The following is a 23,429-nucleotide window of genomic DNA, read 5'->3' as shown; positions in this document are numbered from 1 at the left end:
GGAAAGGGCGTCGGTCATGAAATTCGGACTGCAACTCGGTTACTGGGGTGCGCAGCCGCCCGCCAACGCAGGCGAGCTGGTGATCGCGGCCGAGGAAGCGGGCTTCGACGCGGTGTTCGCGGCCGAGTCGTGGGGCTCGGACGCCTTCACGCCGCTGGCCTGGTGGGGTTCGTCGACCGAGCGGGTCCGCCTCGGCACCTCGGTCGCGCAGCTCTCGGCCCGCACGCCCGCCGCGGCGGCGATGCACGCGCTCACCCTCGATCACCTCAGCGGCGGCCGGGCCATTCTCGGCCTCGGCGTCTCCGGGCCGCAGGTGGTGGAGGGCTGGTACGGGCAGCCGTTCGCGCAGCCGCTGCGCCGCACCCGCGAGTATGTCGACATCGTGCGCCAGGTGCTGGCCCGCGAGGCCCCGGTGACCTCGGACAGCAAGTACTACGGCCTGCCCTACGCCGGTCCAGGCGCCACCGGCATGGGCAAGCCGCTCAAGCCGATCGTGCATCCGCTGCGCGCCGACCTGCCGATCTGGCTGGGTGCGGAGGGTCCGAAGAACGTCGCCCAGACCGCCGAGATCGCCGACGGCTGGCTCGCGATCTACTACGCCCCGCGCCTGGCAGGCATGTACAACGAGTGGCTCGACGAGGGCTTCGCGCGGCCCGGCGCCCGGCGCAGCAGGGCCGATTTCGAGATCGCCGCCAGCGCGCAGGTGGTCCTCACCGACGACCCGGCCGCCGAGATCGAGCGCATGCGCTGGGTGACCTCGCTCTACATCGGCGGCATGGGCGCGCCGGAGCTGAACTTCCACGCGCAGGTCTACAAGCGGATGGGGTACAGCGCCGAGGTCGACGAGATCTCCGCGCTGTTCCAGGCGGGCCGCAAGGCCGAGGCCGCCGCCGCGGTGCCCGACGAGCTGATCACCGACACCGCGATCTTCGGCGACGAGGCGCACGTCCGCACGCGACTGAAGGAATGGGAGGACGCCGGCGTGACGATGATGCTGATCTCGGTTTCCGACGCCGAACAACTTCGTCGCCTTCAGGCTCTTGTAACCGAGTAGAACAGGTTCTAAATTCGATGGGGTGAGCAGCCAGCAGACAACGGAAGTCCTCGGACTGTGGAATATCGCCGCGGCCGATCCCGAGCGGATCGCCGTCGTCGACCCGGACGGCAGGGAGATCACCTATCGAGAATTGGCCACCCTCGCCAACCGCTACGCCAACGGACTACGCGGCATCGGATTGCGCACCGGCGACGTGGTCGTCAGCATGCTGCACAACGGTGTGGAGGCGATCGCCGCGTACTTCGCCGCCTACCAGGCGGGGCTGTACATCGTCGCGGTGAACTGGCACCTCACCGCGCCGGAGATCGCCTACATCCTCGGCGACAGCGAGGCCGCGGCCTTCCTGGCCAGTGAGCGGTTCGCCGCCACCGCCGCCGAGGCCGCCGACCTCGCGAACCTGCCCGCCGACGCCCGCTTCTCGGCGGGCACCATCGAGGGCTTCCGCCCGGTGTCGTGGCTCGGTGCCGCCGACACCGGCCGCCCCGACGAGCGCTCGGTCGGCGCGCCGATGCTCTACACCTCGGGTACGACCGGCCGCCCCAAGGGCGTTCGCCGCCCGCTGACCGGCGCCGATCCCGACCAGGTCCCGGCGCCGAACAAGGCCTTCTTCGCCCTGTTCGAGCTCGCGCCCTACGACGAGCACGTGCACATCTGCGGCTCGCCGCTCTACCACACGGCCGTGCTGAACTTCTCGACCATCTCGATCCAGATGGGCCACAAGCTGGTGCTGATGGATCGCTGGGACGCCGAGGACATGCTCGCGCTGATCGAGCGGCACAAGGTGACGCACAGCCACATGGTGCCCACCCAGTTCCATCGCCTGCTCGCCCTGCCCGAGGACGTGCGCGCCCGCTACGACGTGTCCTCGCTGCGCAGCATGGTGCACGGCGCCGCGCCGTGCCCGCAGGCGACCAAGCGGCAGATGCTCGAGTGGTGGGGTCCGGTCGTCACCGAGTACTACGCGGCCACCGAGGGCGGCGGCACGGTGATCAACGGGACCGAGTGGCTGAACAAGCCCGGCTCGGTCGGCAAGGCCTGGCCGTGGTCGGTCATCAAGATCCTCGACGAGACCGACGGCTCCGAACTGCCCGCGGGCAAAGAGGGCATGGTCTACATGAAGATGGGCGCGTCCAGCTTCGAGTACCACCACGCCAAGGAGAAGACCGAGGAGTCGCGCGTCGGTGACCTGTTCACCGTCGGCGACATCGGCTACCTCGACGAGGACGGCTACCTGTTCCTCTGCGACCGCCGCTCCGACCTGATCCTGTCCGGTGGCGTGAACATCTACCCGGCCGAGATCGAGGGTGTGCTGATGAGCCACCCGAAGGTGGCCGACGTGGCGGTTCTCGGTGTGCCCGACCCGGATTGGGGTCAGCAGGTCAAAGCGTTCGTGCAGCCGGTCGAGGGTGCCGCGGGCGACGACGCGCTCACCGCCGAGATCCTCGAATTCGCGGCCGGTCAGCTCGCCAAGTACAAGCTGCCCCGCACGGTGGAATACCGCGCGGAGCTGCCCCGTGACCCCAACGGCAAGCTGTACAAGCGTCGCCTGCTCTGAAAGACGTTCCCGCTCAGACGGCTTCGCGCCACTCCGGCGCGAGCCCGAAGAGCGGGAACAACTTCTCGGTGTCGAGGAAGAAGTTCAGGCCCGAGATGGTGTCGCCCTCGAGCTCGAGCACGGTGATCGACCACGGCACCCACACGCCGGGCTCGCCACTGGGCTTGTAGTGGCCGAAGGCGGGCAGGCCGTTGGCGCCTGCCAGCGGCACCATCCGCGAATCGCGGCACGCGCTGCCGGTGCTGAGCATGAACGCGGCCACGTTCTCCGGCCCGGAGATCCAGAGGTCGAAGGGCGGCATCGACAGCGCCACATCGGCTTTGAGCAGCGTGGTGAGCGCGTCCATGTCGTAGGCCTCGAACGCCTTCACGAAATCGTCGACCAGCTTGCGCTGCTCGGGATCGGTCTCGTCGAAACCGTCGGTGACGGTCGGCTGGACCTTCGACATGGTGGCGCGGGCCCGTTGCAGCGCGCTGTTCACCGACGCGGGCGACATCATCAGCGCCTCGGCGGTCTCACCCGCGGAGAAGCGCAGCACCTCACGCATGATCAGGATGGCGCGCTGGGTCGCCGGCAGATGCTGGCAGGCCGCAACGAACGCCAGGCGCAGCGTGTCCTTGGTCGAGGCGTGCTCGGCCGGGTCGGCGCCGAAGGCGAGCGCGTTCGGGATCGGCTCGATCCACACGTAATCGGGCTGCGGTGCGGGCAGCGGGGAATCCGGGCGGCCTGGACCGTTGAGGTCCATCGGTCTGGCCCGGCTCTGTGGCCGGTCGAGCATGTCCAGACAGATATTGGTGGCGATCTTGTACAGCCACGAGCGCAGACTCGCGCGGCCCTCGAAGGAATCGTAGGAGCGCCAGGCGCGGGTGAAGGTCTCCTGCACCGCGTCCTCGGCTTCGAACGAGGAGCCGAGCATGCGGTAGGCGTACGCGCACAATTCGCGCCGGTGGGTTTCGAATTCGGCCAGCACTTCGGGATCGGGGCCGGTGGTAGCGGTTGTGGCGTCGCTCATAGGTCTTCACGATGCCACAGGGGTCCGACAGTCGACAGGGGCGAGAACGGACCGGCGAGATTTGCGAACTTTGCCTGGTGCGATGAATTCCCGGGGGTCGTCGCGTCTACATGAACGAGACCGCAACGACGTTCCCGAAAGGCTGACACCCATGAGCAGCAAGATGATCTTCATCAATCTCCCCGTCGCCGACCTCGACCGCTCGAAGAGCTTCTACGAGGCGCTCGGCTGGAAGGTCAACGAGGATTTCACCGATCAGAACGCGTCGTGCATCGTCATCGACGACAACATCTGCCTGATGCTGCTGACCAAGCCCTTCTTCTCGACCTTCAGCACCCGCCCGATCGCCGACACGATCAACACCGCCGCCGCCGGCTACGCGCTGTCGCTGGCCAGCGCGGCCGAGGTCGACGCGCTGACGGACGCCGCCGTCGCCGCGGGCGCCACCGAGGAGAAGAACGAGGACAAGCGGGCGCAGGAGGCCCAGGTGGGGATGCACGGTCGGACGTTCATCGACCCCGACGGCCACCAGTGGGAGCCGTTCTACATGAACTACCCGGGCGCGTAGGCACCCCGGCGGAACAGGGCGCGAGGCTGCTGCCAGCGCCCTGTTCGCGGTGACTACTGCCCGGTGAAGTTCGGCTTGCGCTTCTCCGCGAAGGCGCGCGGCCCTTCCTTGGCATCGGCGGACCGGAACACCTCCATGCCGATCTTCGCCTCGATCGGGAACGCCTCGTTCTCCGGCATCGCCTCGGTGTCGCGCAGAGTGCGCAGCATCGCCTGGACGGCGAGCGGGCCGTTGGCGGCGATCTGGCCCGCCAGCGCCAGGGCCTTGTCGAGGGCGGTCCCGTCGGGGACGACGTGGCCGATCAGGCCGATCTCCTTGGCCTCGGCGGCGGTGATGTGCCGTCCGGTCAGCAGCAGGTCGGCGGCCACGGTGTAGGGGATCTGCCGAGCCAGCCGCACCGCGGAACCGCCGAGCGGGAACAGGCCCCAGCGGGCCTCGGAGACGCCGAACTTGGCGCTTTCCCCGGCCACGCGCAGGTCGGTGCCCTGCAGGATCTCGGTGCCACCGGCGATGGCCGGGCCCTCGACCGCCGCGATCAGGGGCTTGCTCAGCCGCCGCCCCTTCAGCAGCGCGGGGAGGTAGGCCGGGTCCCAGGTGCCCTCGGTGGCGGTGTCGCCCGGATGCTGCGAGCTCATCGCCTTCAGGTCCATCCCCGCGCAGAAGGCCCCGCCCGCGCCGGTGAGGATCGCGACGCGGATATCGGGATCGCTGTCCACCTGGTCCCAGGCGTCGCGCATGATCGCCATCATCTCGCCCGAGAGGGCGTTGCGAGCCTCCGGCCGGTTCATCGTGACGATGAGGACGTGGTCTCGCTTCTCGACCAGACAGTGGGCCATTTCGATATCTCCTGACGTTCGAGCTTGTCAGAAACAGTAACACGTTCTATTTTTGTCTTTGTGAGCTACAACATAGCCGATCTCGTCGAACACGCCGTCGACCTGATGCCCGACCGGATCGTGCTGGTCGGCGAACATCGCGAGTCGACCTACGCCGAACTGGAGGAGCGGGCCAACAAACTGGCCCACTACCTGCTGGAACAGGGTGTGAAACCCGGCGACAAAGTCGGAATCTACTCCCGTAACACCGTCGAAGCCGTCGAGGCGATGGTGGCGATCTTCAAGGCGCGGGCGGTGATGATCAACGTCAACTACCGCTACGTCGAGAACGAGTTGCTGCACATCTTCGACAACTCCGACATGGTCGCGCTGATCCACGAGCGCCGCTACACCGACAAGGTCGCGGCGGTCCGCCCGAAGGTGCCCGGCCTGAAGACGGTGCTCGTCGTCGAGGACGGCACCGACGGACCGACCGCGCCCGACACGGTGGAGTACGAAGCGGCGCTGGCCGCCTCCTCCGGTGAGCGCGACTTCGGCGAGCGCTCGCCCGACGACATCTACATGCTCTACACCGGCGGCACTACCGGCCTGCCCAAGGGCGTGATGTGGCGGCACGAGGACGTGTGGCGGGTGCTCGGCGCCGGGATCAACTTCATCACCGGTGAGTACACCAAGGACGAGTGGGAGCTGGCCAAGATCGGCGCGGCCAACCCGCAGATGGTGCGTTTCCCGATCCCGCCGATGATCCACGGCGGCGCGCAGTGGGCCACCTTCCACAGCCTGTTCGGCGGCGGCAAGGCCGTGATGATCCCCGAGTTCAGCGGGCACGGTGTCTGGCAGGCCGTCGACAAGCACAAGATCAACCTGATCTTCATCACCGGCGACGCGATGGCCCGGCCGATGCTCGACGCGCTGGAGGAGGGCAACCCGGAAACCGGTGAGCCCTACGACCTCTCGTCGCTGTACGTGCTCGCCAGCAGCGCGGCGCTGTTCTCGCCGCCGCTCAAGGACAAGTTCCTCGAGCTGCTGCCCAACCGCCTGCTCACCGACTCCATCGGTTCCTCGGAGACCGGCTTCGGCGGTCTGGCGACGATCGCCAAGGGGCAGACCCACACCGGCGGTCCGCGGGTGAAGATCGACGCGGCCACCCAGGTGCTCGACGAGGAAGGCAACCCGGTCGAGCCGGGTTCCGGCGTCGTCGGTCTGCTGGCGCGCAGCGGCCACATCCCGCTCGGCTACTACAAGGACGAGGTCAAGTCGGCCGCGACGTTCAAGGAGTTCAACGGGGTTCGCTACGCGATCCCCGGCGACTTCGCGCGCGTCGAGGAGGACGGCACCGTCACCATGCTCGGCCGTGGTTCGGTGAGCATCAACAGCGGTGGCGAGAAGATCTACCCCGAAGAGGTCGAGGGCGCGCTCAAGGCGCATCCGGAGATCTTCGACGCGCTGGTGGTCGGCGTCGAGGACGAGCGCTGGGGCCAGCGGGTCGTCGCGGTGGTGCAGTGTCGCGGTGCGAACCGGCCGACGCTGGCCGAGCTGAAGCCGGTGCTGACCCAGGAGATCGCGTCCTACAAGCTGCCCCGCAGCCTGTGGTTCGTCGACGAGATCAAGCGCTCGCCCGCGGGCAAGCCGGACTACCGGTGGGCCAAGTCGCAGACCGACGAGCGGCCTGCCGACGAGCACGCCGACGCGGGCTCCGCGTAGGTAATCGACAGCAACAGGGGCCCTTCCGGCAATGTCGCCGGGAGGGCCCCTGTCGCGTGCGTCAGTGGTTGGCGAGTTCGGCGAGCTGGTAGGCCAGCTTGCCGCGGACCGCGGGGATGCCGGTGAGCAGGCGCAGCGCGGTGTTGCGCGCGGTGCGGGCCGGGCTCGACTGCAGGGTGGCCATCCGGGTCATCCGGTCGGTGAACGCGACGACGTCCAGCGCGATCGGCCTGCGTACGGTCTCGTACTCGTCTAGCAGTGCGTCCGGTTCGCCGGCGACCACCTTCGCCAGCAGCCGGGCGAGCAGCGCGGCGTCCTGGATGCCGGTGTTCATGCCCTGGCCGCCCGCCGGGCTGTGCACGTGGGCGGCGTCGCCCGCGAGCAGGATCCGGCCCGCGCGGTAGTGGTCGGCGACGCGGTGGTGCACGCGGAAGCGCGAGCTCCACAGCACTTCGTCGACGCGCACCTCGCCCGCCGGGCCCCTGGCGTCGAGGAGGGTCTGGATGTCGTCGCGCGTCGGGTGCTCGGGGGCCTCGTCGACGGTGGCGACGACGCGGTAGCGCTCCTCGGCGGGGTCGGGCAGCGGGGCGACCACGGTGACGCCCTCGGGCGAAAGGTGCAGCGAGACTTCCGAACGCGGGGTCGGCCAGCTCATCCGGACATCGGCCAGGACGAACGACGCGGGGTAGGTGTCGCCGGTGAAACCGATGCCAGCCTGGTCGCGCACCGCGCTGTGCATGCCGTCGGCGCCGATCACGTAGTCGGCGGTGATGGTGCCGGTCGTGTCGTCCGCGGTGCTGTATTCGACGGTGACGTGGCCGTTCTCGTCGGCGACCCGCGCGACGGTGACCGGGCGGTGGACGGTGCCGCCCAGCGCGTGCAGCCGGTCGAGCAGGACCTGCTCGGTGACGTCCTGCGGGATCATCAGGGTGTAGGGGTAGGCCGTCGGCAGGTCGCCGAACTCGATGGTGGCCAACGTCTTCGGGCCGTCGTGCACCTTGAAGGTGGGGACCTGGATGCCGCGGGCGAGCAGTTCCTTCGCGATGCCGAGTTCGTCGAGGACCTCCAGGGTCCTGGCGTGCACGACCGCGGCGCGGGAGGTGTTGGCGCCCTCGCTCAGGCGATCGAGCAGGACATGGTCGACGCCGGCTTCGGCGAGCACGATCGCGGCGGTGAGACCGGCGGGGCCCGCGCCGACGATGACGACGGACGTGGCTTCGGGCAGTGGGGTGGCGGACATTGCGACTCCTGGTCAACGCTTGTTTGCCAACGCTTGTAGGCATAACGGTAAACCGGGCCGTCGGTGAAAGTCAACAGTTGTTGGCCTACACTTGTTGGCATGACTTCCGCCGACCAGGAGACCCCGGCCCGCCGCTCGGACGCCACCCGCGCCGCCATCCTCGCCGCCGCGCGCGCCCGCTTCGCCGCCGACGGCTACGCGAAGGCGACCATCCGCGCCATCGCCGCCGACGCCGCGATCGATCCGTCGATGGTCATGCGCTACTTCGGCAGCAAGGACGGCCTCTTCGCCGCCGCCGCCCAGATCGACCTGGACCTGCCCGACCTGGGCGCCGCCGACCCGGACACCATGGGGGAGCTGCTGATCCGCCGCTTCCTCACCATCTGGGAGGACAACGACAACACCGTCCTGCTGATCCTGCTGCGCTCCTCGATCACCGACGACGCGGTCGCCGCCCGCTTCCGCGAGGTCTTCGCCCAGCAGGTCCTCCCCGCCGTCCTGCGCTTCGGCACCCCCGCCGACGCCCCCCGCCGCGCCGCCCTCATCGTCACTCAGCTCCTCGGCCTGGCCCTGTGCCGCTACATCCTGCGCATCCCCCCGGTAGCCGACCTGACCCCGCACCAGATCACCACCGACATCGCCCCCACCCTCCAGCGCTACCTGACCTCGGAACCCGGCTCCGGCGATCGGTCCGAAATGTCGTAGAACCAGCTGGTACCGCGCGGTACCATCGGGCCTATGGCTGGTCTCAATGTGCGATTCACCGACGAGGAGCTGGACGCGCTCCGGCAGCGCGCCGAGGCCGAGGGCCGAAGCATGCAGCAGTTCGCGCACGATGCGGTCGTGGCCGCCATCAACGAGCGGTCGCGATTGTTCAACGAGGCGGCAGACCATGTGCTCCGGGTCAGCGAAGAGCTGAACCGGCGGCTGGCGTGATCCACTATCTGACGCTGCCGGAGCTGCTGAGCTTGGCGGAGCGGCTCGGTACGCCGGATGTCCGTGATTACGGGCTGCTCGATTCCGCCTCGGCGCGGCCCCAGTCGAGTGTGTTCGGGCAGGACGCCTATCCCGATCTGTGGCAGAAGGCCGCCGCGCTGATGGAATCGCTCGCCCGCAACCACGGCTTGGTGGACGGAAACAAGCGCCTCGCCTGGTACGCGACCTGGGTGTTCCTGCATCTCAACGGATGCCCGCTGGACGAGGCTTTCGATATCGATCGCGCCGAGGAGTTCGTGCTCGCGGTGTGCCAGGGCCGGCTCGATGTGCCTGCCATCGCCAAGGAACTCGTCCGATTCGCGCGATAGCGTCGGCGGGTGAACGCGGCAGGGCCCGTGCGGATCGGGGGAACGATCCGCACGGGCCCTGCTGTGTGCGAGCGGCTAGCCCGCCAGTTCCGCGCCGAGGGCGAGGAGGTGGGGAGTGGCGCCGCCGAGGGCGAATTCGTTGTGCTTGGCGGCGGTGAAGTAGTTGTGGGTGATGTGGTCGCGGTCGATGCCGAGGCCGCCGTGGACGTGGACGACGGTGTGGGCGACCTTGTGGCCCGCGTCGGCCGCCCAGAACTTGGCGATGTGGATGGACTCGGTGGCGGGGAGGCCTTCGGCCACGCGCCAGGCGGCCTGGGTGACCGTCAGGCGCAGGCCACCGATGTCGATGGAGGCGTCGGCCAGGCGCTGGGCGACGGACTGGAACGAGCCGATCGGCTTGCCGAACTGCTCGCGGGTGCGGGTGTGCTCGGCGGTCAGCTCGAGCGCGCGCTCCAGGGTGCCCAGCTGCAGGGCCGACAGGCCGAGCCAGGCGTGCTCGCGCAGCCAGGTGAGGACGTCGGCGCCGGACTCGATGGAGCCGAGCAGCGTGGCCGGGGTAGCCGCGAGCTCGACGACGAACTCGGGGCTCAGGTCGACGACCTGCTGGGCGGTGCGGGTGACCGACGCGTCGTCCGGGTCGACCACGAAGACGCCGACACCGTTGGAGGTGATGGCGGGCACCAGGATGCGCTCGGCACGATCGGCGAAGGCGACAGTGGTCGCGGTACCGGTCAGGGTCCAGGCCGCGCCGGCGGGCTCGGCGACGATGCCCGGCGCGGCGGTGGTCGCGCGCAGTTCCTCGGCGAGCGCGGCGGTCAGCACGATCTCGCCCGCGCCCGCCCGCGCGGCCAGCTGCCGCTGGCCGGCGTCGCCGAACTTCGCCAGCGCGCCCGCGCCGACGACGATCGACCACAGGTAGGGCACCGCGGCGACGACGCGGCCGAGCTCACGCAGGATCGCGGTCTGCTCGAGCATGCCGAAATCGCTGCCGCCCAGCTCCTCCGGCAGGGCCGCGGCCAGCACGCCGGTCTCGGCGAGCGACTTCCAGAGCTGCTCGTCGTAGCGGCCCGCGGTGTCGAGCTCGCGCAGCCGGTCGGCGGTGACGAGCTTGGCGCAGATCTCGCCGGTCAGCCGGGCGAGATCGGTCTGGGCTTCGGTGGGAGTGAAATCCATGAGGGGATACCGGCTTTCGGGATCAGCGGGCGGACGCGGGCTGGCGCAGGGCGGTCATGGCGATGATGTCGCGCTGCACCTCGTTGGTGCCGCCGCCGAAGGTGAGGATGAGCGCGGCCCGGTGCATCCGCTCGAGCCTGCCGAGCATCACCGCGCCGGGGGAGTCCTGGCGCAGGTAGCCGTGCGAGCCGACGACCTCCATCAGCAGCCGATAGGCCTCGGTGGCCAGCTCGGTGCCGTAGACCTTGCACGCGGAGGCGTCCCACGGCTTGGGCGCGGCTTCGCCGCCCTGGTCGGCGCGGCTGGCGATCTCCCAGTTCAGCAGCTTGAGGTACTCGACCTTGGCGTAGACGCGCGCCAGATTCAGGCGCACCCACTCCTGGTCGATCACCCGCTTGCCGTCGGAGGCGGTGGTATCGCGCGCCCACTGCACCGTCTGGTTGACCGCGAGCGAGAGCGGCCCGGCCGAGGTCAGCGCGACGCGCTCGTGGTTGAGCTGGTTGGTAATCAGCGACCAGCCGCCGTTCTCCGGCCCGACCATCGAGGAGGCGGGCACCCGCACGTCCTGGTAGTAGGTGGCGCTGGTGTCGGGCCCGGCCATCGTGTGCACCGGCGTCCAGGAGAAGCCCTCGACATCGGTCGGCACGATGAACATCGAGATGCCCTTGTGCTTCTTGGCCGTCGGGTCGGTGCGCACCGCCAGCCAGATGTAATCGGCGTAGGCGATGAGGCTGGTCCACATCTTCTGGCCGTTGATGACGAAATCGTCGCCGTCGCGCACCGCGGCGGTGCGCAGCGAGGCCAGGTCGGTGCCCGCGCCCGGCTCGGAGTAGCCGATGGCGAAGTGCAGCTCGCCCGAGGCGATCTTGGGCAGGAAGAACTTCTTCTGCTCCTCGGTGCCGTACTGCATGATCGTCGGTGCGACCGAGTTCAGGGTGAGGAACGGGACGGGCGCGCCCGCGATGGCGGCTTCCTCGACGAAGATCAGCTGATCCATCGTCGTGCGGTCCTGGCCGCCGTACTCCTTGGGCCAGCTCAGCGTCAGCCAGCCGTCCTTGCCCATCTGGCGGACGACGTCGCGGTAGACAGTGCCCTCGCCGTACTCGCCGGTCTGCAGGCTCAGCGCCGCGCGTCGTTCCGGCGTCATCAGCTGGGCGAAATACTCGCGCAGCTCGGCGCGCAATTCTTCCTGCTGCGGCGTATACGCGACGCGCATGGTTCCTACCTCGGTCTCAGCTGCGAAAACGGACGTCGGCGGGGCGCAGGGGATGGGCCCCGCCGAAACCGATCATTGCATATGAACTGGAACATGTTCCAGTATTGACAGTGAATCGACAGCTGTTCCGCCTCGCGGGCCGTGCTGTCTGGGTTAGTGTCGCGAAGACCGCGTGGAAGGAAGTTCTCATGAAGATCATCGTCGATTTCGACCGGTGCGAAGCGAATGGCGTATGCGTAGGAATCGCCCCTGACATGTTTGAACTCGATGACGACGACAACCTGCACGTGCTCGAGGGCGATGTGGCCGACGATCGCGTCGCCGATGTCGAGGAAGCGGTGGCGCAGTGTCCCAAGGCCGCGCTGCGGTTGGCGTGATCCGGTCTTGTCGGATAGTGAAACACGTTCTAAAGTCGGCCCGATGAGTGTGATGCAGACTTCACTGGACGGCCGAGTCGCGATCGTGACCGGCGCAGGCGCCGGTCTCGGCCGGGCCGAGGCCCTCGCGCTGGCCGCGGCGGGCGCGGCGGTGGTCGTCAACGACCTCACCGAGGACGCCGCCGCCGAGACCATCGCCGCGATTCGCGAGCTGGGCGGCAAGGCGGAGTTCGTCGGCGGCAGCATCGCCGAGCGCTCGACGGCCGACGCGCTGATCGCGACCGCCCAGGAATCCCTCGGCGGCCTCGACATCGTCGTCAACAACGCGGGCATCACCCGCGACCGCATGCTGTTCAACATGTCCGACGAGGACTTCGACGCGGTGATCGCCGTGCACCTGCGCGGCCACTTCCTGCTCTCGCGCAACGCGGGCGCCTACTGGCGCGCGGCGTCCAAGGCCGCCGGCGCGCCGGTCTACGGCCGGCTGGTCAACACCTCCTCGGAGGCGGGTCTGCTCGGACCGGAGGGCCAGGCCAACTACGGCGCCGCGAAGGCAGGCATCACCGCGCTGACGCTGTCGGCCGCGCGTGGCCTGTCCCGCTTCGGCGTGCGGTCCAACGCGATCTGCCCCCGGGCCAGGACCGCGATGACCGAGGCCGTGTTCTCCGAGGCGCCCGAGGGGTCGGTCGACCCGCTCGCGCCCGAGCACGTGGCCAAGCTCGTCGCCTACCTCGCCTCGCCCGCCGCCGACGCGGTGAACGGTCAGGTCTTCGTCGTCTACGGCCCGATGGTCGCCCTGATGGCGGCTCCCGAGGTGGAGGCCCGCTTCGACGCCGCCGGCGCCGAATGGGCCGAGGAAGACCTCGCCTCGACGCTGCACGGCTACTTTGCCGAGCGGCCCGCCGACCACACGTTCTCGGCCCGCGCGCTCCGCGATCTGGGCTGATCTTCCCGCCACCGATTTGCCGGGTGTTGGCTCGCCGCGCGCCACGACGGGCATGTCTGCCGAGTTGTGTTGATCACAGGTCCAGGTGTTGGTAGACATGAGCGTCGGGGTGTGTGGCGGCTCACAGGAGGTAAATGGCATTCGGTCAGGATTCGTTTCAGTTTCCTCGACATATTTCGCGAAAAAGTCCTGGTAATAGTCTCCCCAAACGGCAGACATCAACAGGAACATGTTCTAGTCTTTGGGCAGTCTTCAGATCGGGGTGGCGGTGAAGTACGGGTGCGCGGGCAGGTCTGCCCGCCCGTCGGACAAGGAGGAAACCGAGTGAACGACCTCCTTGCTGTGCCGTTGCGGGCAGTTGGCGGATTCTTCGAACTCGGCGCGAATGTGGCGCGAGCCGCGTTCCGCCGTCCCTTCCAGTGGCGCGAATTCGTCGACCAGTCATGGTTCGTCGCCCGCGTCTCGATCGTGCCGACATTGCTCGTCGCGATTCCGTTCACGGTGTTGGTGGTCTTCACCCTCAACATCCTGTTGCGCGAGATCGGCGCCGCCGACCTCAGTGGCGCGGCGGCCGCGTTCGGCGCCGTCACCCAGGTCGGACCGATCGTCACGGTGCTGATCGTGGCGGGCGCGGGCGCCACCGCGATCTGCGCTGACCTGGGCGCACGCACCATCCGCGAAGAGATCGACGCGATGATGGTGCTCGGCATCGACCCGATCGCCCGGCTGGTCGTCCCCCGAGTGCTCGCCTCGATGTTCGTCGCGCTGATGCTCAACAGCCTGGTCTGCACCGTCGGCATCGTCGGTGGCTTCATGTTCTCGGTGTTCCTGCAGGGCGTGAATCCGGGCGCCTTCGTCAACGGGATTCCGCTGCTCACGAATCTGCCCGAGTTGATCCTCTCGGAGGTCAAGGCCGGGCTGTTCGGATTGATCGCCGGAATGGTTGCCTGCTACCTCGGTTTGCAGGTGAAAGGCGGGCCGAAGAGTGTCGGTGACGCGGTGAACCAAACAGTCGTCTTCGCCTTCATGGCGCTGTTCGTGGTGAATGTCGTCGCCACCGCGATCGGCCTGAAATTCACGGTGCGGTGACCACGATGGCATTCGTTGTTCGCAGTAAGTTCCCCCGGACGGTTCGCCGTTTCGATCGCGCCTCGAAATCCCTGGATTCGCTGGGCGACAAGGCGATCTTCTTCGTCCAGGCGCTCGCCTCGGTGCCAAGGGCACTGGTGCACTACCGCACCGAGACGATCCGGCTCATCGCCGAGATCAGCATGGGCTCCGGCGCGCTGGCCGTGATCGGCGGCACCGTCGTGATCGTCGGGTTCCTCACCCTCATGGCCGGTGGCACCATCGCGGTGCAGGGCTACAGCTCGCTCGGCAATATCGGTGTCGAGGCGCTGACCGGCTTCTTCGCCGCCTTCCTCAACGTCCGCATCGCCGCACCGGTGATCTCCGGTATCGGCCTGGCCGCCACCATCGGCGCCGGCGCGACCGCGCAGCTGGGCGCCATGCGGGTGGCCGAGGAGATCGACGCGCTCGAATCGATGGCGGTGCGCCCGGTTCCGTTCCTGGTCGGCACCCGGGTGCTGGCTGGCATGATCGCGATCGTCCCGCTCTACGCCCTGGCGGTGATCGCCTCCTTCGTCGCCAGCCGCTTCGCGACCGTGGTGATCTACGGACAGTCGGCCGGTGTGTACGACCACTACTTCTCGACGTTCCTCATCCCGAGCGACATTCTCTGGTCCTTCGGGCAGGCGATCGTCATGGCGATGGCCGTGATGCTGATCCACACCTACTTCGGTTACAACGCCGCGGGCGGTCCGGTCGGCGTCGGCGTCGCGGTCGGCAACGCGGTGCGCGCCTCGCTGGTCGCGGTCGTCATGGTGACCCTGATGATCTCGCTGGCCATCTACGGCACCTCCAGCAACTTCCACCTCTCGGGATAGCGCGATGCATACATCACGGATCGTCGCCGCACTGCAGGGCGGGCTCGGGCGCAAGCTCGCCGCGCTCGCCCTGGTCGCCCTGCTCGTCGGGGCTGTGGCCTTCGCACTCGCGCTGTTCCAAGGCGCGTTCACCACCACCGCGGTGGTGCTGGTGGACACACCACGCACCGGCCTGGTGCTCGACCCCGACGCCAAGGTGAAGGTGCGCGGCGTCGAGATCGGCCGCGTCACCGACATCGCCCTGCACGACGAGGGCGCGCAGCTGCGGCTGGAAGTCGACCCCGATCAGCTGAAGCTGGTGCCCGCCAACGCGGGTGTCGACATCCGCTCGACCACCGTCTTCGGCGCCAAGTACGTCAACTTCATCGTGCCCGAGCAGCCGGCCTCGACCGCGCTGGCACCGGGCAGCACGGTGTCGGCCAGCGCGGTGACCGTCGAATTCAACACGCTGTTCCAGCACCTGTCCGATGTGCTCGCCCAGGTGGAGCCGGAGAAGCTGAACGCGACGCTGACCGCGCTCGGCACCGCGCTGGAGGGCCGCGGCGACAAGCTGGGCGAACTGCTGGTGAGCTCGGACCGCTACCTGCGGGAGATCAACCCCTACCTGCCTACGCTGCAACAGGATCTGGACAAGACGGCCCAGGTGTCCGACATCTACGCCGACGCGTCCGGCGCGCTGCTGCGCACCGTGGACAACGCCACGGTCACCTCGCGCACCCTGTCGGAGCTGCAAGCTCAGTTCGACGACGTGCTGGTGAACGTGATCGGCCTGTCCGACACCACGGGTGCGGTGCTGCGGGAGAACGAAGCCAATATCGTCACCGCGCTCGACCTGCTGCGACCAACGACCAGCCTGCTGTTCGAATACGCGCCCGCGCTCGGCTGCCTCATCGACGGAATAGGTCCGATCATGCCGTTGGCCAACGAGGTATTCGGTGGTGTCCTGCCGGGCGTCGGCATGCATGCCTCCTTCATGCCCGGCCAGAAGCCCTACAGTTACCCCGAGGATCTGCCCAAGGTGAACGCGACCGGTGGACCGCACTGTGAGGGTGTCGTGACCCGGGTGCCGGACAGCCACGCGAACTACGTGGTGACCGATACCAGCGAGGGTGCGCCGTACACCCCGCGTACCGCGCCGCCCGCCCTGAACGACAGCGCACCAATGGTGTTCCAGCTCCTGCTGGACGGACTGCCGGGAGTGACACGGTGAAAAACACGGCGACGACGGTCAAGCTCGCGATCTTCTCCGTGGTGATGACACTGGTCTTCGCGGGCCTGGCGATCGTGCTCAGCCAAGCGCGCTTCTCCAGCGAGAACGGCTACAAGGCGGTCTTCACCAGCTCCTCGGGCATGGTGCCGGGGGCGAAGGTGCGCATCGCCGGCGTCCCGGTGGGCTCGGTGACCTCGGTGAAGGTCGGCGACGACGATCTCGCGCACGTCGAGTTCGACGTGGACACCAAGTACGCCGTGCTGTCGAGCACCCGCCTGGCGATCAAGTACGAGAACCTGGTCGGTGACCGGTATCTGGAACTGATGGAAGGCCCGGGCTCGGCCCGCGTGCTGCCCGAGGGGTCCACCATCGGCAAGGAGCAGACCGCGCCCGCATTGGACCTGGACCTGCTGCTCGGCGGTTTCAAGCCGCTGCTGCGTGGGCTCGACCCCGGCCAGGTCAACGACCTGACCTCGGCGCTGCTGCAGATCTTCCAGGGCCAGGGCGGCACGCTGGTCTCGCTGCTCAACAGCGGCGGCAACTTCTCCCGAACCCTCGCCGACCGCGACGCCCTGATCGGCAGCGTGATCGACAACCTGAACACGGTGCTGGCCACCATCGACGATCGCGACGAGCAGTTCACCACCACGATCGACGAATTGCAGCGCCTGGTCAGCGGATTGGCCGCCGAACGCGACCCGATCGGCGCCGCGCTCCCGCGGATCGCCGGTGCGACGAAGGAACTCAACGACTTGCTGACCACGGCACGTCCCGATCTGCGCAACACCATCGAGCAGACCGGCCGGCTGGCCACCAACCTCGACAACGGCTCCGACCAGCTCGAATGGGTGTTGGGGAAGCTACCGGACACCTACAAGAAACTGATCCGCATCGGCTCCTACGGCGCGTTCCTGCAGCTCTACATCTGCGGCACCGTCCTGCTGGTAGACGGCCCGAACGGTCAGCCGATGGAAGTGCGAATCCCGGGTTCGCAGGCGAGCGGAAGGTGTACGCCGAATGAGTGAGAGCAAGTCGTCGGCCGCCACCATCGGCGTCGTCGGCATCGTGCTGGCGGTGACGATCTCGCTCGCCACGCTGCAGTACACCAAGCTGCCGTTCATCCGCTCCGGCGCGACGTTCACCGCGTTCTTCGCCGACGCGGGCGGGCTGGTGCCCGGCGACCCGGTGCATGTGGCCGGCGTGCGATCCGGCGAAGTCGACGATGTGTCGCTCGACGGCCCGAAGGTACTGGTGAAGTTCACCCTGGACGAGTCGATCGTGCTGGGCGAGAAGACCTCCGCCGCGATCAAGACCAACACGGTGCTCGGTCGCAAGTCCCTGGATGTGGTGCCGACCGGACCGGGTGCGTTGCGTACCTCCGACACCATCCCGCTCGACCGGACCACCTCGCCGTACTCGCTCAACGAGGCGCTCAGCGATCTCGGCGGGACCGTCCGCGATCTCGACATGGATCAGATCGACCAGACACTGGACGCCCTCTCGGCCGCCTTCGCCGACACTCCGGGCCCGCTGCGCAACGCCCTCGATGGCGTCACCGCGCTCTCGCGCAGCATCAACACCCGCGACCAGGCGCTCACCGACCTGCTCGGCCGGGCGCAGAACGTCACCGCGATCCTGGCCGACCGTAGTTCGCAGCTCAACGCGCTGCTGCTCGACGGCAACAACCTGCTCGGCGAGCTCGACAACCGCCGCGCCGCCATCAACCAGCTCATCGTCTACGTCGACGCGGTCGCCAAGCAGCTCTCCGGGCTGGTCGCCGACAACGAGGCGCAGATGAAACCGACACTGGACCGGCTGAATTCGGTGCTCGCCCTGTTGCAGCGCAACAAGGAGAACCTGACCCAGGCGCTCGAGAACGTCGGCCCCTACGCCTCGGCACTGGGCGAGCAGGTCGGCAGCGGCCCGTGGTTCAACGCCTACGTGGTGAACGCGACGAGTACCACGCTGCGTCCGCTGGTCGACGCGCTGGTCTGGCCCGAGCATGTGCCGCAGGACCTGCTCGACTACCTCACCCATCCGGCGCCGCCGAGCATCGTGCCTTCCGAGGAGGACCCGCCGCGATGAACATCGCATCGAAAGTTCGTGGCGTGCCACGTTGGACGCTCGGGGTCGCCGTGGCGGTGATCGTCGCGTTGGTCGCGGTCGGGGTCTACTTCAGCCTCGGCATCGGGAAGACCAAGATCACCGCGGCCTTCACCTCGACCAACGGCCTGTACGCGGGTGACGAGGTGCGAATGCTGGGTGTGACGATCGGCAGGATCGACGCGATCGAGCCCGGCGAAGGCCGGGTGCAGGTGCGGATGTCCGTCGACGGCGACGTCGACCTGCCCGCCGACGCGCGCGCCGTGCTGATCGCGCCCTCGCTGGTGTCGGCCCGGTTCATCCAGCTGGCGCCCGCCTACGAGGGTGGTCCGAAGCTGGCCGACGGCGCACAGATCCCGATCGAGCGCACCGCGGTGCCGGTGGAGTGGGACGACATCAAGGCCGAACTGTCCAATCTCGCGACGGCTCTCGGGCCCGTCGGGGACGACGAGCAGGGTTCCTTCGGGCGCTTCGTCAACACCGCGGCGGACAACCTCGACGGCAACGGCCAGAAGTTCCGCGACACCCTGCGGGAACTGTCGGCGACGCTGACCACGTTGTCCGACGGGCGAACCGACCTCTTCGGCACCATCCGCAACCTGCAGAAGTTCGTCGAGGTGCTCTCGGCGAGCAACGAGCAGATCGTGCAGTTCGGCGGCCGCCTGGCCTCGGTGGCCTCGGTCCTCGCCGGCGCGTCGGAGGAACTCGGCGCAGGCCTGGACAGCCTGGACGTGGCGCTCGCGGACGTGAAGCGCTTCCTCGACGGCAGCGGTGCCGAACTCACCGAAGGCGTCGAGCGATTGGCCGATGTCACCCAGATCCTGGCCGACAAGCGGCCGGAGATCGAACGGCTGCTGCATTCCGCGCCGACCGCGCTGGTGAACTTCTACCAGATCTACCAGCCTGCCCAGGGCGCGCTCAGCGGCTCGGTGGCACTGCCCAATACGGCCAACCCGTTGAGCTTCCTCTGCGGCTCCATCCGGGCGCTCGAGATGAACGACTCGGACCGGTCGGCGGATCTGTGCGCGGAATTCGTCGCCCCGGTGATCAGCTCGCTGGCGATGAACTACGCGCCGATCATGCTCAACCCGGTCCTGGGCACCACCGCCCTGCCCGGCCAGCTGACCTACAGCCCGCCGAGTTTGGAAGCGGAGGTGGACCCGGCGAAGGTGCCCCCGACGGCTGCGCCGATCACCGTGCCGAGCGGTCTCGCCGGACTCGCCGTTCCAGGAGGACATCGATGAGGCCCCAACGAATGCTCGCCGGGCTGGCGGTGGGCGTCGCCGTGACGCTCGGCGCGACCGGCTGTCAGTGGGACGGACTGAACTCACTGCCCATGCCGGGTTCCGAGGGCACCGCTCCCGGTTCGTACACCGTGCGCATCCAGATGCCCAATGTCACCACGCTGACCAGGAATTCGCCGGTGCGGGTGGACGATGTCGAGGTCGGCAACGTCACCGGAATCGATGTCGAGGGCTGGCACGCGCTGGTCACGGTGTCGCTGAATCCCGACGTGAAGCTGCCCGCCAACGCGGTCGCCAAGATCGGCCAGACCAGCCTCCTCGGCAGCAATCACCTCGAGCTGTCCGCGCCGACCGATGTCCCCGCCCAGGGTCAGCTGCGCAACAACGACGTGATCCCGCTGGATCGGGCCGGTGCCTACCCGACCACCGAGCAGGTGCTGTCCTCGCTGTCGGTCGTGCTCAACGGCGGCGGCATCGCTCAGCTCGAAACGATCACCAGGGAGATGAACGCGGCGCTCAACGGTCGCGAGGCCGAGATCGCCGATCTGCTGCCCCAGCTCAACGAGCTGACCACCGGCCTGGAGAAGCAGACCGGCAACATCATCGCCGCGATGGAGGGCCTGGACCGGGTGGCGGGCAGCTTCGCCGCCCAGAAGGACGTGCTCGCCCGCGCGCTCGACGAGATCCCCCCGGCGCTGACGGTGCTCGCCGACCGCACCGCGAACATCACCAGGGCGGTCACCGCGCTCGGCGAGCTCAGCGACGTGACCGAGCGGATCATCCAGACCAGTGGCGACGACCTGAAGGCCAACCTGGCCAGCCTCGGCCCGGTGCTGGAAACCCTGGCGAACACCGGCACCAACCTCATCGCGGCGATGGCCGTGCTGCCGACGTTCCCGTTCCCGATCAAGAACATCGACAACGCGATCAAGGGTGACTACCTCAATCTCTTCATCACCTTCGACCTGACCGGAAAGCGGCTGGACACCAACTGGCTCACCGGCACGCCGCTCGGTGGCCGCTTCGGTGGTGTCGAGGGTGTGCTCGGTACCTTCGCGCCGTCGACGTCGACCGACGCGGGCGACCCGAGCAAGGTCCCGGCGGCGCCCGCGCCCAGCGCGGCGCCGACGCCGACCCTGCCCGGCCTGCCGCCGATCCCCGGCCTGCCCTCCATTCCCGGCATCACCGTGCCGCTGCCCGGCCAGGAAGGAGCGGGTCGATGAAACTCACCAGGTTCGTCCATATTCAGCTCGCGATCTTCTCCGTCCTCACCGTGATCGGTCTCGTCGTGATGGGCGGGACGTACATCCAGATACCGGCGATGCTCGGGATCGGGCGCTACGGGGTGACGGTCCAGCTCGCCGCCACCGGCGGGCTGTATCCGACCGCGAACGTCTCCTACCGCGGCACCAATATCGGCAAGGTGGAGGCGGTCCGGCTCACCCCGGCCGGGGTCGAGGCGGATCTGTCGATCGACAGCGACTACAAGGTGCCGAAGGACTCGATCGCCTGGATCCGCAGTGTCTCGGCGATCGGTGAGCAGTACGTCGACCTGGTGCCCGAGCCCGGCGCGGGCTCCGGCGATCTGCGTGACGGCTCGGTGATCCCGGTGGAACGCACCAGGCTGCCCCAGGACGTCGGGTCGCTGCTCGACCAGACCGACAAGCTGCTCTCGACCGTCGCCGATACCCGGCTGCGCCAGGTGATCGACGAGGCGTTCAAGGCGTTCAACGGCGCGGGCCCGGACCTGCAGCGGTTCATCGACTCGGCGTCGCTGCTGTTGCAGCAGGCCGAGACCGATGTGGAGCCGACCAAGAAGCTGCTCGATCAGATCGGCCCGCTGCTGGACACCCAGATCCAGTCCGATGCCAATATCCGTTCCTGGACAGCGGATCTCGCGACCCTCACCGATCAACTCCGCGAGCACGATCCGACCTTGCGAAACCTGTTGCACGACAGTCCTTCCGCGATGCAGAAGGTGAACGAGCAGTTCCAGAGTCTGCGCCCGACGCTGCCGTTGCTGGCGAGCAATCTGGTGAGTCTCGGCCAGGTCGGCGTGACGTATCACGCTGGTGTCGAACAACTCCTGGTCGTCTTCCCGCCGCTGATCGCGGCGTTCAAGACCATCCTGCGCGGACCGACCAAGTACGGCGCGATGGTCAACTTCATGACCGCGGTCCAGGACCCGCCCGCCTGCACCACCGGCTTCCTGCCCGCCGACCAGCGGCGCGAGCCGAGTGACTTCACCCCGATCGACACACCCCAGGGGCTGTACTGCAAGGTGGCACAGGATTCTCCGATCGAGGTGCGCGGCATCCGCAACAGCCCGTGCATGGAGAATCCAGGCGTTCGGGCGCCCACTCCCGAACTGTGCCGGACCGGGTACGTGCCCCTGGGCACCAACCCGCCGTTCGGCGCGCCGCAGCCGGTCGCACCGGCCTCGGCTCCGACCGGCGCGTCCACGGGCGGTGTGACCCCCGCCTCAGCGCGCCCCTATGATCCGTCCACAGGCACCTATCTGGGCACCGACGGACGTACGTACCGGCAAGGCGACATCGCTTCCGACGGCTCAGGCACTGTCCCGGCCAGCTGGCAGGCGATGTTGGAGGAGCAGCAACGATGAGTGACAACGACAACCGCCGCCCGCGCAGGCGGGCCGCACGGTCGGCCGGTCCGCCGGTCGACGAGCCGACGCAGGCCACGGTCAGCATCCGCAAGGACGACGCCGAGGTCACCGAGGTCGTGGCCGCCGCGGCGGCTCCGGCCGAGACCGTGCCGGTCGCCGACAAGGCCGTGCCGGCGGATGTCGTTCCGGCCGCCGCGGACAAGACCGTGGTCCTCCCCGTAGCCGACGAGACCGTCGTCCTGGACAAGGCCGCTGTCGCGGCGGCGTCCGACGCCGACCTCGACGACGACAGCACCGACGGGGCGACACCGACCGGCCGTGGCCGGATCTTCGCCCTCGCCGCCGCGGTCGTCCTGGTGCTCGCGCTGGTCGTCGGCGCCGGGTTCGCCGCCTTCGCGGTCCGCTCGGTCGACGCCGACGAGGACCTGCGCGCGGAGTACACCCAGACCGCCCGGCAGGCGGTCATCAACCTCACCACCATCCGCGCCGACTCCGCCAAGGAGGACATCGACCGCATCCTGTCGGTGGCCTCGGGCGAGTTCAAGACGGAGTTCGACGGTCGCCTCGATCCGTTCATGGACGTGGTGAAGCAGGCCAAGGTGGTGTCGCACGGCGAGGTCGTCGAGTCGGGCATCGAGTCGGCCGACGACACGACCGCCAAGGTGCTCGTCGCCGCGAAGCAGACGGTGAGCAACAGCGGCTCGGCCGAGCCGCAGCAGCGTCAGTACCGGTTCCGGGTGACCGTCACCAAGGGCGATACCGGCATGACCGTCTCGAAGGTGGAGTTCGTCGGATGAGTGGGAACCGCGCAAAGATCGTCTTCGGCAGCCTCGGTGTCCTCGGCCTGATCGCCGCGGTGATCCTCGGTCTGAGCGGTTACCAGCTCTACGAGCACAGCCGCACCGAGCAGGCCCGCACCGACGCGCTGACCACGGCCAGCCGCACGGTGACCGCGATGTTCAGCTACGAGCCGGGCACGGTCGACACCGAGCTGCCCAAGGCCGCGGACAACCTCACCGAGGAGTTCCGCGCCGACTACCTGAAACTGATCGAGCAGGCCATCGCGCCGGGCGCCAAGGAGAAGCAGCTCACCGTCAAGGCCACCGCCCAGGCCGAGGGTGTCGTCTCCGCCGACCCCGAGCACGTGGTGGTGTTGCTGTACCTGAACCAGCTGACCACCAGCAAGGATTCCCCGCAGGGCACCACCTCGGGCAGCCGGGTGCGGGTGTCGCTGGACAAGGCCGACAACCGCTGGCTGGTCGCCCAGGTCACGCCGGTCTGAGTCAGCGCGACACGGATGTTCCCGTCGGCC

At 68.3% G+C, this 23,429-nt stretch carries 24 protein-coding genes; 19 read left to right on the top strand and 5 right to left on the bottom strand.

Going from position 1 to position 23,429, the window contains the following annotated elements; genetic code table 11:
• The first annotated feature begins 16 nt into the window (after nt 1-16).
• Nucleotides 17-1,054 (top strand): LLM class F420-dependent oxidoreductase, encoded by a 1,038-nt coding sequence (locus ACFYWJ_RS02930; RefSeq protein ID WP_355270843.1) that lies wholly within the window; start codon nt 17-19, stop codon nt 1,052-1,054.
• Nucleotides 1,055-1,076: 22 nt separating this feature from the next.
• Complete coding sequence (locus ACFYWJ_RS02925) at nt 1,077-2,612, top strand: acyl-CoA synthetase (RefSeq protein WP_355270844.1); 1,536 nt, start codon at nt 1,077-1,079, stop codon at nt 2,610-2,612.
• Between the two features lie 13 nt (nt 2,613-2,625).
• Here the strand turns inward: ACFYWJ_RS02925 and ACFYWJ_RS02920 are convergent, their stop codons facing one another.
• Nucleotides 2,626-3,624: a sigma-70 family RNA polymerase sigma factor gene (locus ACFYWJ_RS02920; protein ID WP_355270846.1), complete on the bottom strand. Its 999-nt coding sequence runs from the start codon at nt 3,622-3,624 to the stop codon at nt 2,626-2,628.
• 151 nt (nt 3,625-3,775) lie between these two features.
• Here ACFYWJ_RS02920 and ACFYWJ_RS02915 point away from each other — a divergent pair, with 151 nt between their 5' ends.
• Nucleotides 3,776-4,192, top strand: a complete 417-nt coding sequence (locus ACFYWJ_RS02915; protein WP_355270848.1) for a VOC family protein — start codon at nt 3,776-3,778, stop codon at nt 4,190-4,192.
• A 53-nt stretch (nt 4,193-4,245) separates the two neighbouring features.
• On the opposite strand, the gene ACFYWJ_RS02910 is transcribed toward ACFYWJ_RS02915, so the two are convergent.
• The gene (locus ACFYWJ_RS02910; protein ID WP_355270850.1) at nt 4,246-5,028 is read right to left on the bottom strand and encodes a crotonase/enoyl-CoA hydratase family protein; all 783 of its coding nucleotides are present in this window, start codon (nt 5,026-5,028) and stop codon (nt 4,246-4,248) included.
• Nucleotides 5,029-5,088: 60 nt separating this feature from the next.
• Between ACFYWJ_RS02910 and ACFYWJ_RS02905 the strand changes: the two genes are divergently transcribed.
• On the top strand, nt 5,089-6,732 hold the full coding sequence (locus ACFYWJ_RS02905; protein WP_355270851.1) for an acyl-CoA synthetase: 1,644 nt from the start codon (nt 5,089-5,091) through the stop codon (nt 6,730-6,732).
• A gap of 61 nt (nt 6,733-6,793) precedes the next feature.
• Here ACFYWJ_RS02905 and ACFYWJ_RS02900 read toward each other — a convergent pair whose 3' ends face one another.
• Nucleotides 6,794-7,972 carry an FAD-dependent monooxygenase gene (locus ACFYWJ_RS02900; RefSeq protein WP_355270853.1) on the bottom strand — a complete coding sequence of 393 codons (1,179 nt, stop codon included), beginning with the start codon at nt 7,970-7,972 and terminating at the stop codon, nt 6,794-6,796.
• Nucleotides 7,973-8,071: 99 nt separating this feature from the next.
• Between ACFYWJ_RS02900 and ACFYWJ_RS02895 the strand changes: the two genes are divergently transcribed.
• Genes ACFYWJ_RS02895 through ACFYWJ_RS02885 form a run of 3 tightly spaced genes read left to right on the top strand, consistent with a single transcriptional unit; the run spans nt 8,072 to nt 9,276 of the window.
• On the top strand, nt 8,072-8,677 hold the full coding sequence (locus ACFYWJ_RS02895) for a TetR family transcriptional regulator (RefSeq protein WP_355270854.1): 606 nt from the start codon (nt 8,072-8,074) through the stop codon (nt 8,675-8,677).
• A 33-nt stretch (nt 8,678-8,710) separates the two neighbouring features.
• On the top strand, nt 8,711-8,908 hold the full coding sequence (locus ACFYWJ_RS02890) for a hypothetical protein (RefSeq protein ID WP_189029939.1): 198 nt from the start codon (nt 8,711-8,713) through the stop codon (nt 8,906-8,908).
• Nucleotides 8,905-9,276, top strand: a complete 372-nt coding sequence (locus ACFYWJ_RS02885) for a type II toxin-antitoxin system death-on-curing family toxin (protein ID WP_378825257.1) — start codon at nt 8,905-8,907, stop codon at nt 9,274-9,276. The genes ACFYWJ_RS02890 and ACFYWJ_RS02885 overlap by 4 nt, the downstream gene beginning before the upstream one ends.
• Before the next feature lie 75 nt (nt 9,277-9,351).
• On the opposite strand, the gene ACFYWJ_RS02880 is transcribed toward ACFYWJ_RS02885, so the two are convergent.
• Together ACFYWJ_RS02880 and ACFYWJ_RS02875 are read right to left on the bottom strand one after the other, a co-directional pair.
• Complete coding sequence (locus ACFYWJ_RS02880; RefSeq protein ID WP_355270856.1) at nt 9,352-10,449, bottom strand: acyl-CoA dehydrogenase family protein; 1,098 nt, start codon at nt 10,447-10,449, stop codon at nt 9,352-9,354.
• A gap of 22 nt (nt 10,450-10,471) precedes the next feature.
• On the bottom strand, nt 10,472-11,665 hold the full coding sequence (locus tag ACFYWJ_RS02875) for an acyl-CoA dehydrogenase family protein (RefSeq protein ID WP_355270858.1): 1,194 nt from the start codon (nt 11,663-11,665) through the stop codon (nt 10,472-10,474).
• A gap of 188 nt (nt 11,666-11,853) precedes the next feature.
• Here ACFYWJ_RS02875 and ACFYWJ_RS02870 point away from each other — a divergent pair, with 188 nt between their 5' ends.
• The 12 genes from ACFYWJ_RS02870 (at nt 11,854) to ACFYWJ_RS02815 (ending at nt 23,399) form a co-directional block, all read left to right on the top strand.
• Nucleotides 11,854-12,042, top strand: a complete 189-nt coding sequence (locus ACFYWJ_RS02870) for a ferredoxin (RefSeq protein WP_019044780.1) — start codon at nt 11,854-11,856, stop codon at nt 12,040-12,042.
• Between the two features lie 43 nt (nt 12,043-12,085).
• Nucleotides 12,086-12,988, top strand: coding sequence for a 3-oxoacyl-ACP reductase (locus tag ACFYWJ_RS02865; RefSeq protein WP_355270861.1), 903 nt, complete (start codon nt 12,086-12,088; stop codon nt 12,986-12,988).
• A 324-nt stretch (nt 12,989-13,312) separates the two neighbouring features.
• Nucleotides 13,313-14,077: an ABC transporter permease gene (locus tag ACFYWJ_RS02860; RefSeq protein ID WP_355271716.1), complete on the top strand. Its 765-nt coding sequence runs from the start codon at nt 13,313-13,315 to the stop codon at nt 14,075-14,077.
• A 5-nt stretch (nt 14,078-14,082) separates the two neighbouring features.
• Nucleotides 14,083-14,934, top strand: coding sequence for an ABC transporter permease (locus tag ACFYWJ_RS02855; RefSeq protein ID WP_355270863.1), 852 nt, complete (start codon nt 14,083-14,085; stop codon nt 14,932-14,934).
• Between the two features lie 4 nt (nt 14,935-14,938).
• Complete coding sequence (locus tag ACFYWJ_RS02850; protein ID WP_355270865.1) at nt 14,939-16,144, top strand: MCE family protein; 1,206 nt, start codon at nt 14,939-14,941, stop codon at nt 16,142-16,144.
• The gene (locus ACFYWJ_RS02845; RefSeq protein WP_355270866.1) at nt 16,141-17,169 is read left to right on the top strand and encodes an MCE family protein; all 1,029 of its coding nucleotides are present in this window, start codon (nt 16,141-16,143) and stop codon (nt 17,167-17,169) included. The genes ACFYWJ_RS02850 and ACFYWJ_RS02845 overlap by 4 nt, the downstream gene beginning before the upstream one ends.
• Nucleotides 17,162-18,229: an MCE family protein gene (locus ACFYWJ_RS02840; RefSeq protein WP_355270868.1), complete on the top strand. Its 1,068-nt coding sequence runs from the start codon at nt 17,162-17,164 to the stop codon at nt 18,227-18,229. Before ACFYWJ_RS02845 ends, ACFYWJ_RS02840 begins: the two co-directional genes overlap by 8 nt.
• A complete protein-coding gene (locus ACFYWJ_RS02835; protein WP_355270870.1) occupies nt 18,226-19,491 on the top strand; it encodes an MCE family protein in 1,266 nt (421 codons plus the stop codon). Before ACFYWJ_RS02840 ends, ACFYWJ_RS02835 begins: the two co-directional genes overlap by 4 nt.
• Entirely contained in the window at nt 19,488-20,714 is a 1,227-nt protein-coding gene (locus ACFYWJ_RS02830; RefSeq protein WP_355270871.1) for an MCE family protein, read from the top strand. The genes ACFYWJ_RS02835 and ACFYWJ_RS02830 overlap by 4 nt, the downstream gene beginning before the upstream one ends.
• Complete coding sequence (locus ACFYWJ_RS02825; RefSeq protein ID WP_355270873.1) at nt 20,711-22,114, top strand: MlaD family protein; 1,404 nt, start codon at nt 20,711-20,713, stop codon at nt 22,112-22,114. The genes ACFYWJ_RS02830 and ACFYWJ_RS02825 overlap by 4 nt, the downstream gene beginning before the upstream one ends.
• Nucleotides 22,111-22,914, top strand: coding sequence for a hypothetical protein (locus tag ACFYWJ_RS02820; RefSeq protein ID WP_355270875.1), 804 nt, complete (start codon nt 22,111-22,113; stop codon nt 22,912-22,914). The genes ACFYWJ_RS02825 and ACFYWJ_RS02820 overlap by 4 nt, the downstream gene beginning before the upstream one ends.
• Complete coding sequence (locus tag ACFYWJ_RS02815) at nt 22,911-23,399, top strand: h domain protein (RefSeq protein WP_355270877.1); 489 nt, start codon at nt 22,911-22,913, stop codon at nt 23,397-23,399. The genes ACFYWJ_RS02820 and ACFYWJ_RS02815 overlap by 4 nt, the downstream gene beginning before the upstream one ends.
• Nucleotides 23,400-23,429: the final 30 nt, after the last annotated feature.

The organism is Nocardia sp. NPDC003269 (assembly GCF_042888005.1).
In the GTDB taxonomy this organism is placed as follows: domain Bacteria; phylum Actinomycetota; class Actinomycetes; order Mycobacteriales; family Mycobacteriaceae; genus Nocardia.
Note: the sequence above shows the minus strand (reverse complement) of the source record. Positions and strands in the feature narration are given on the sequence as shown.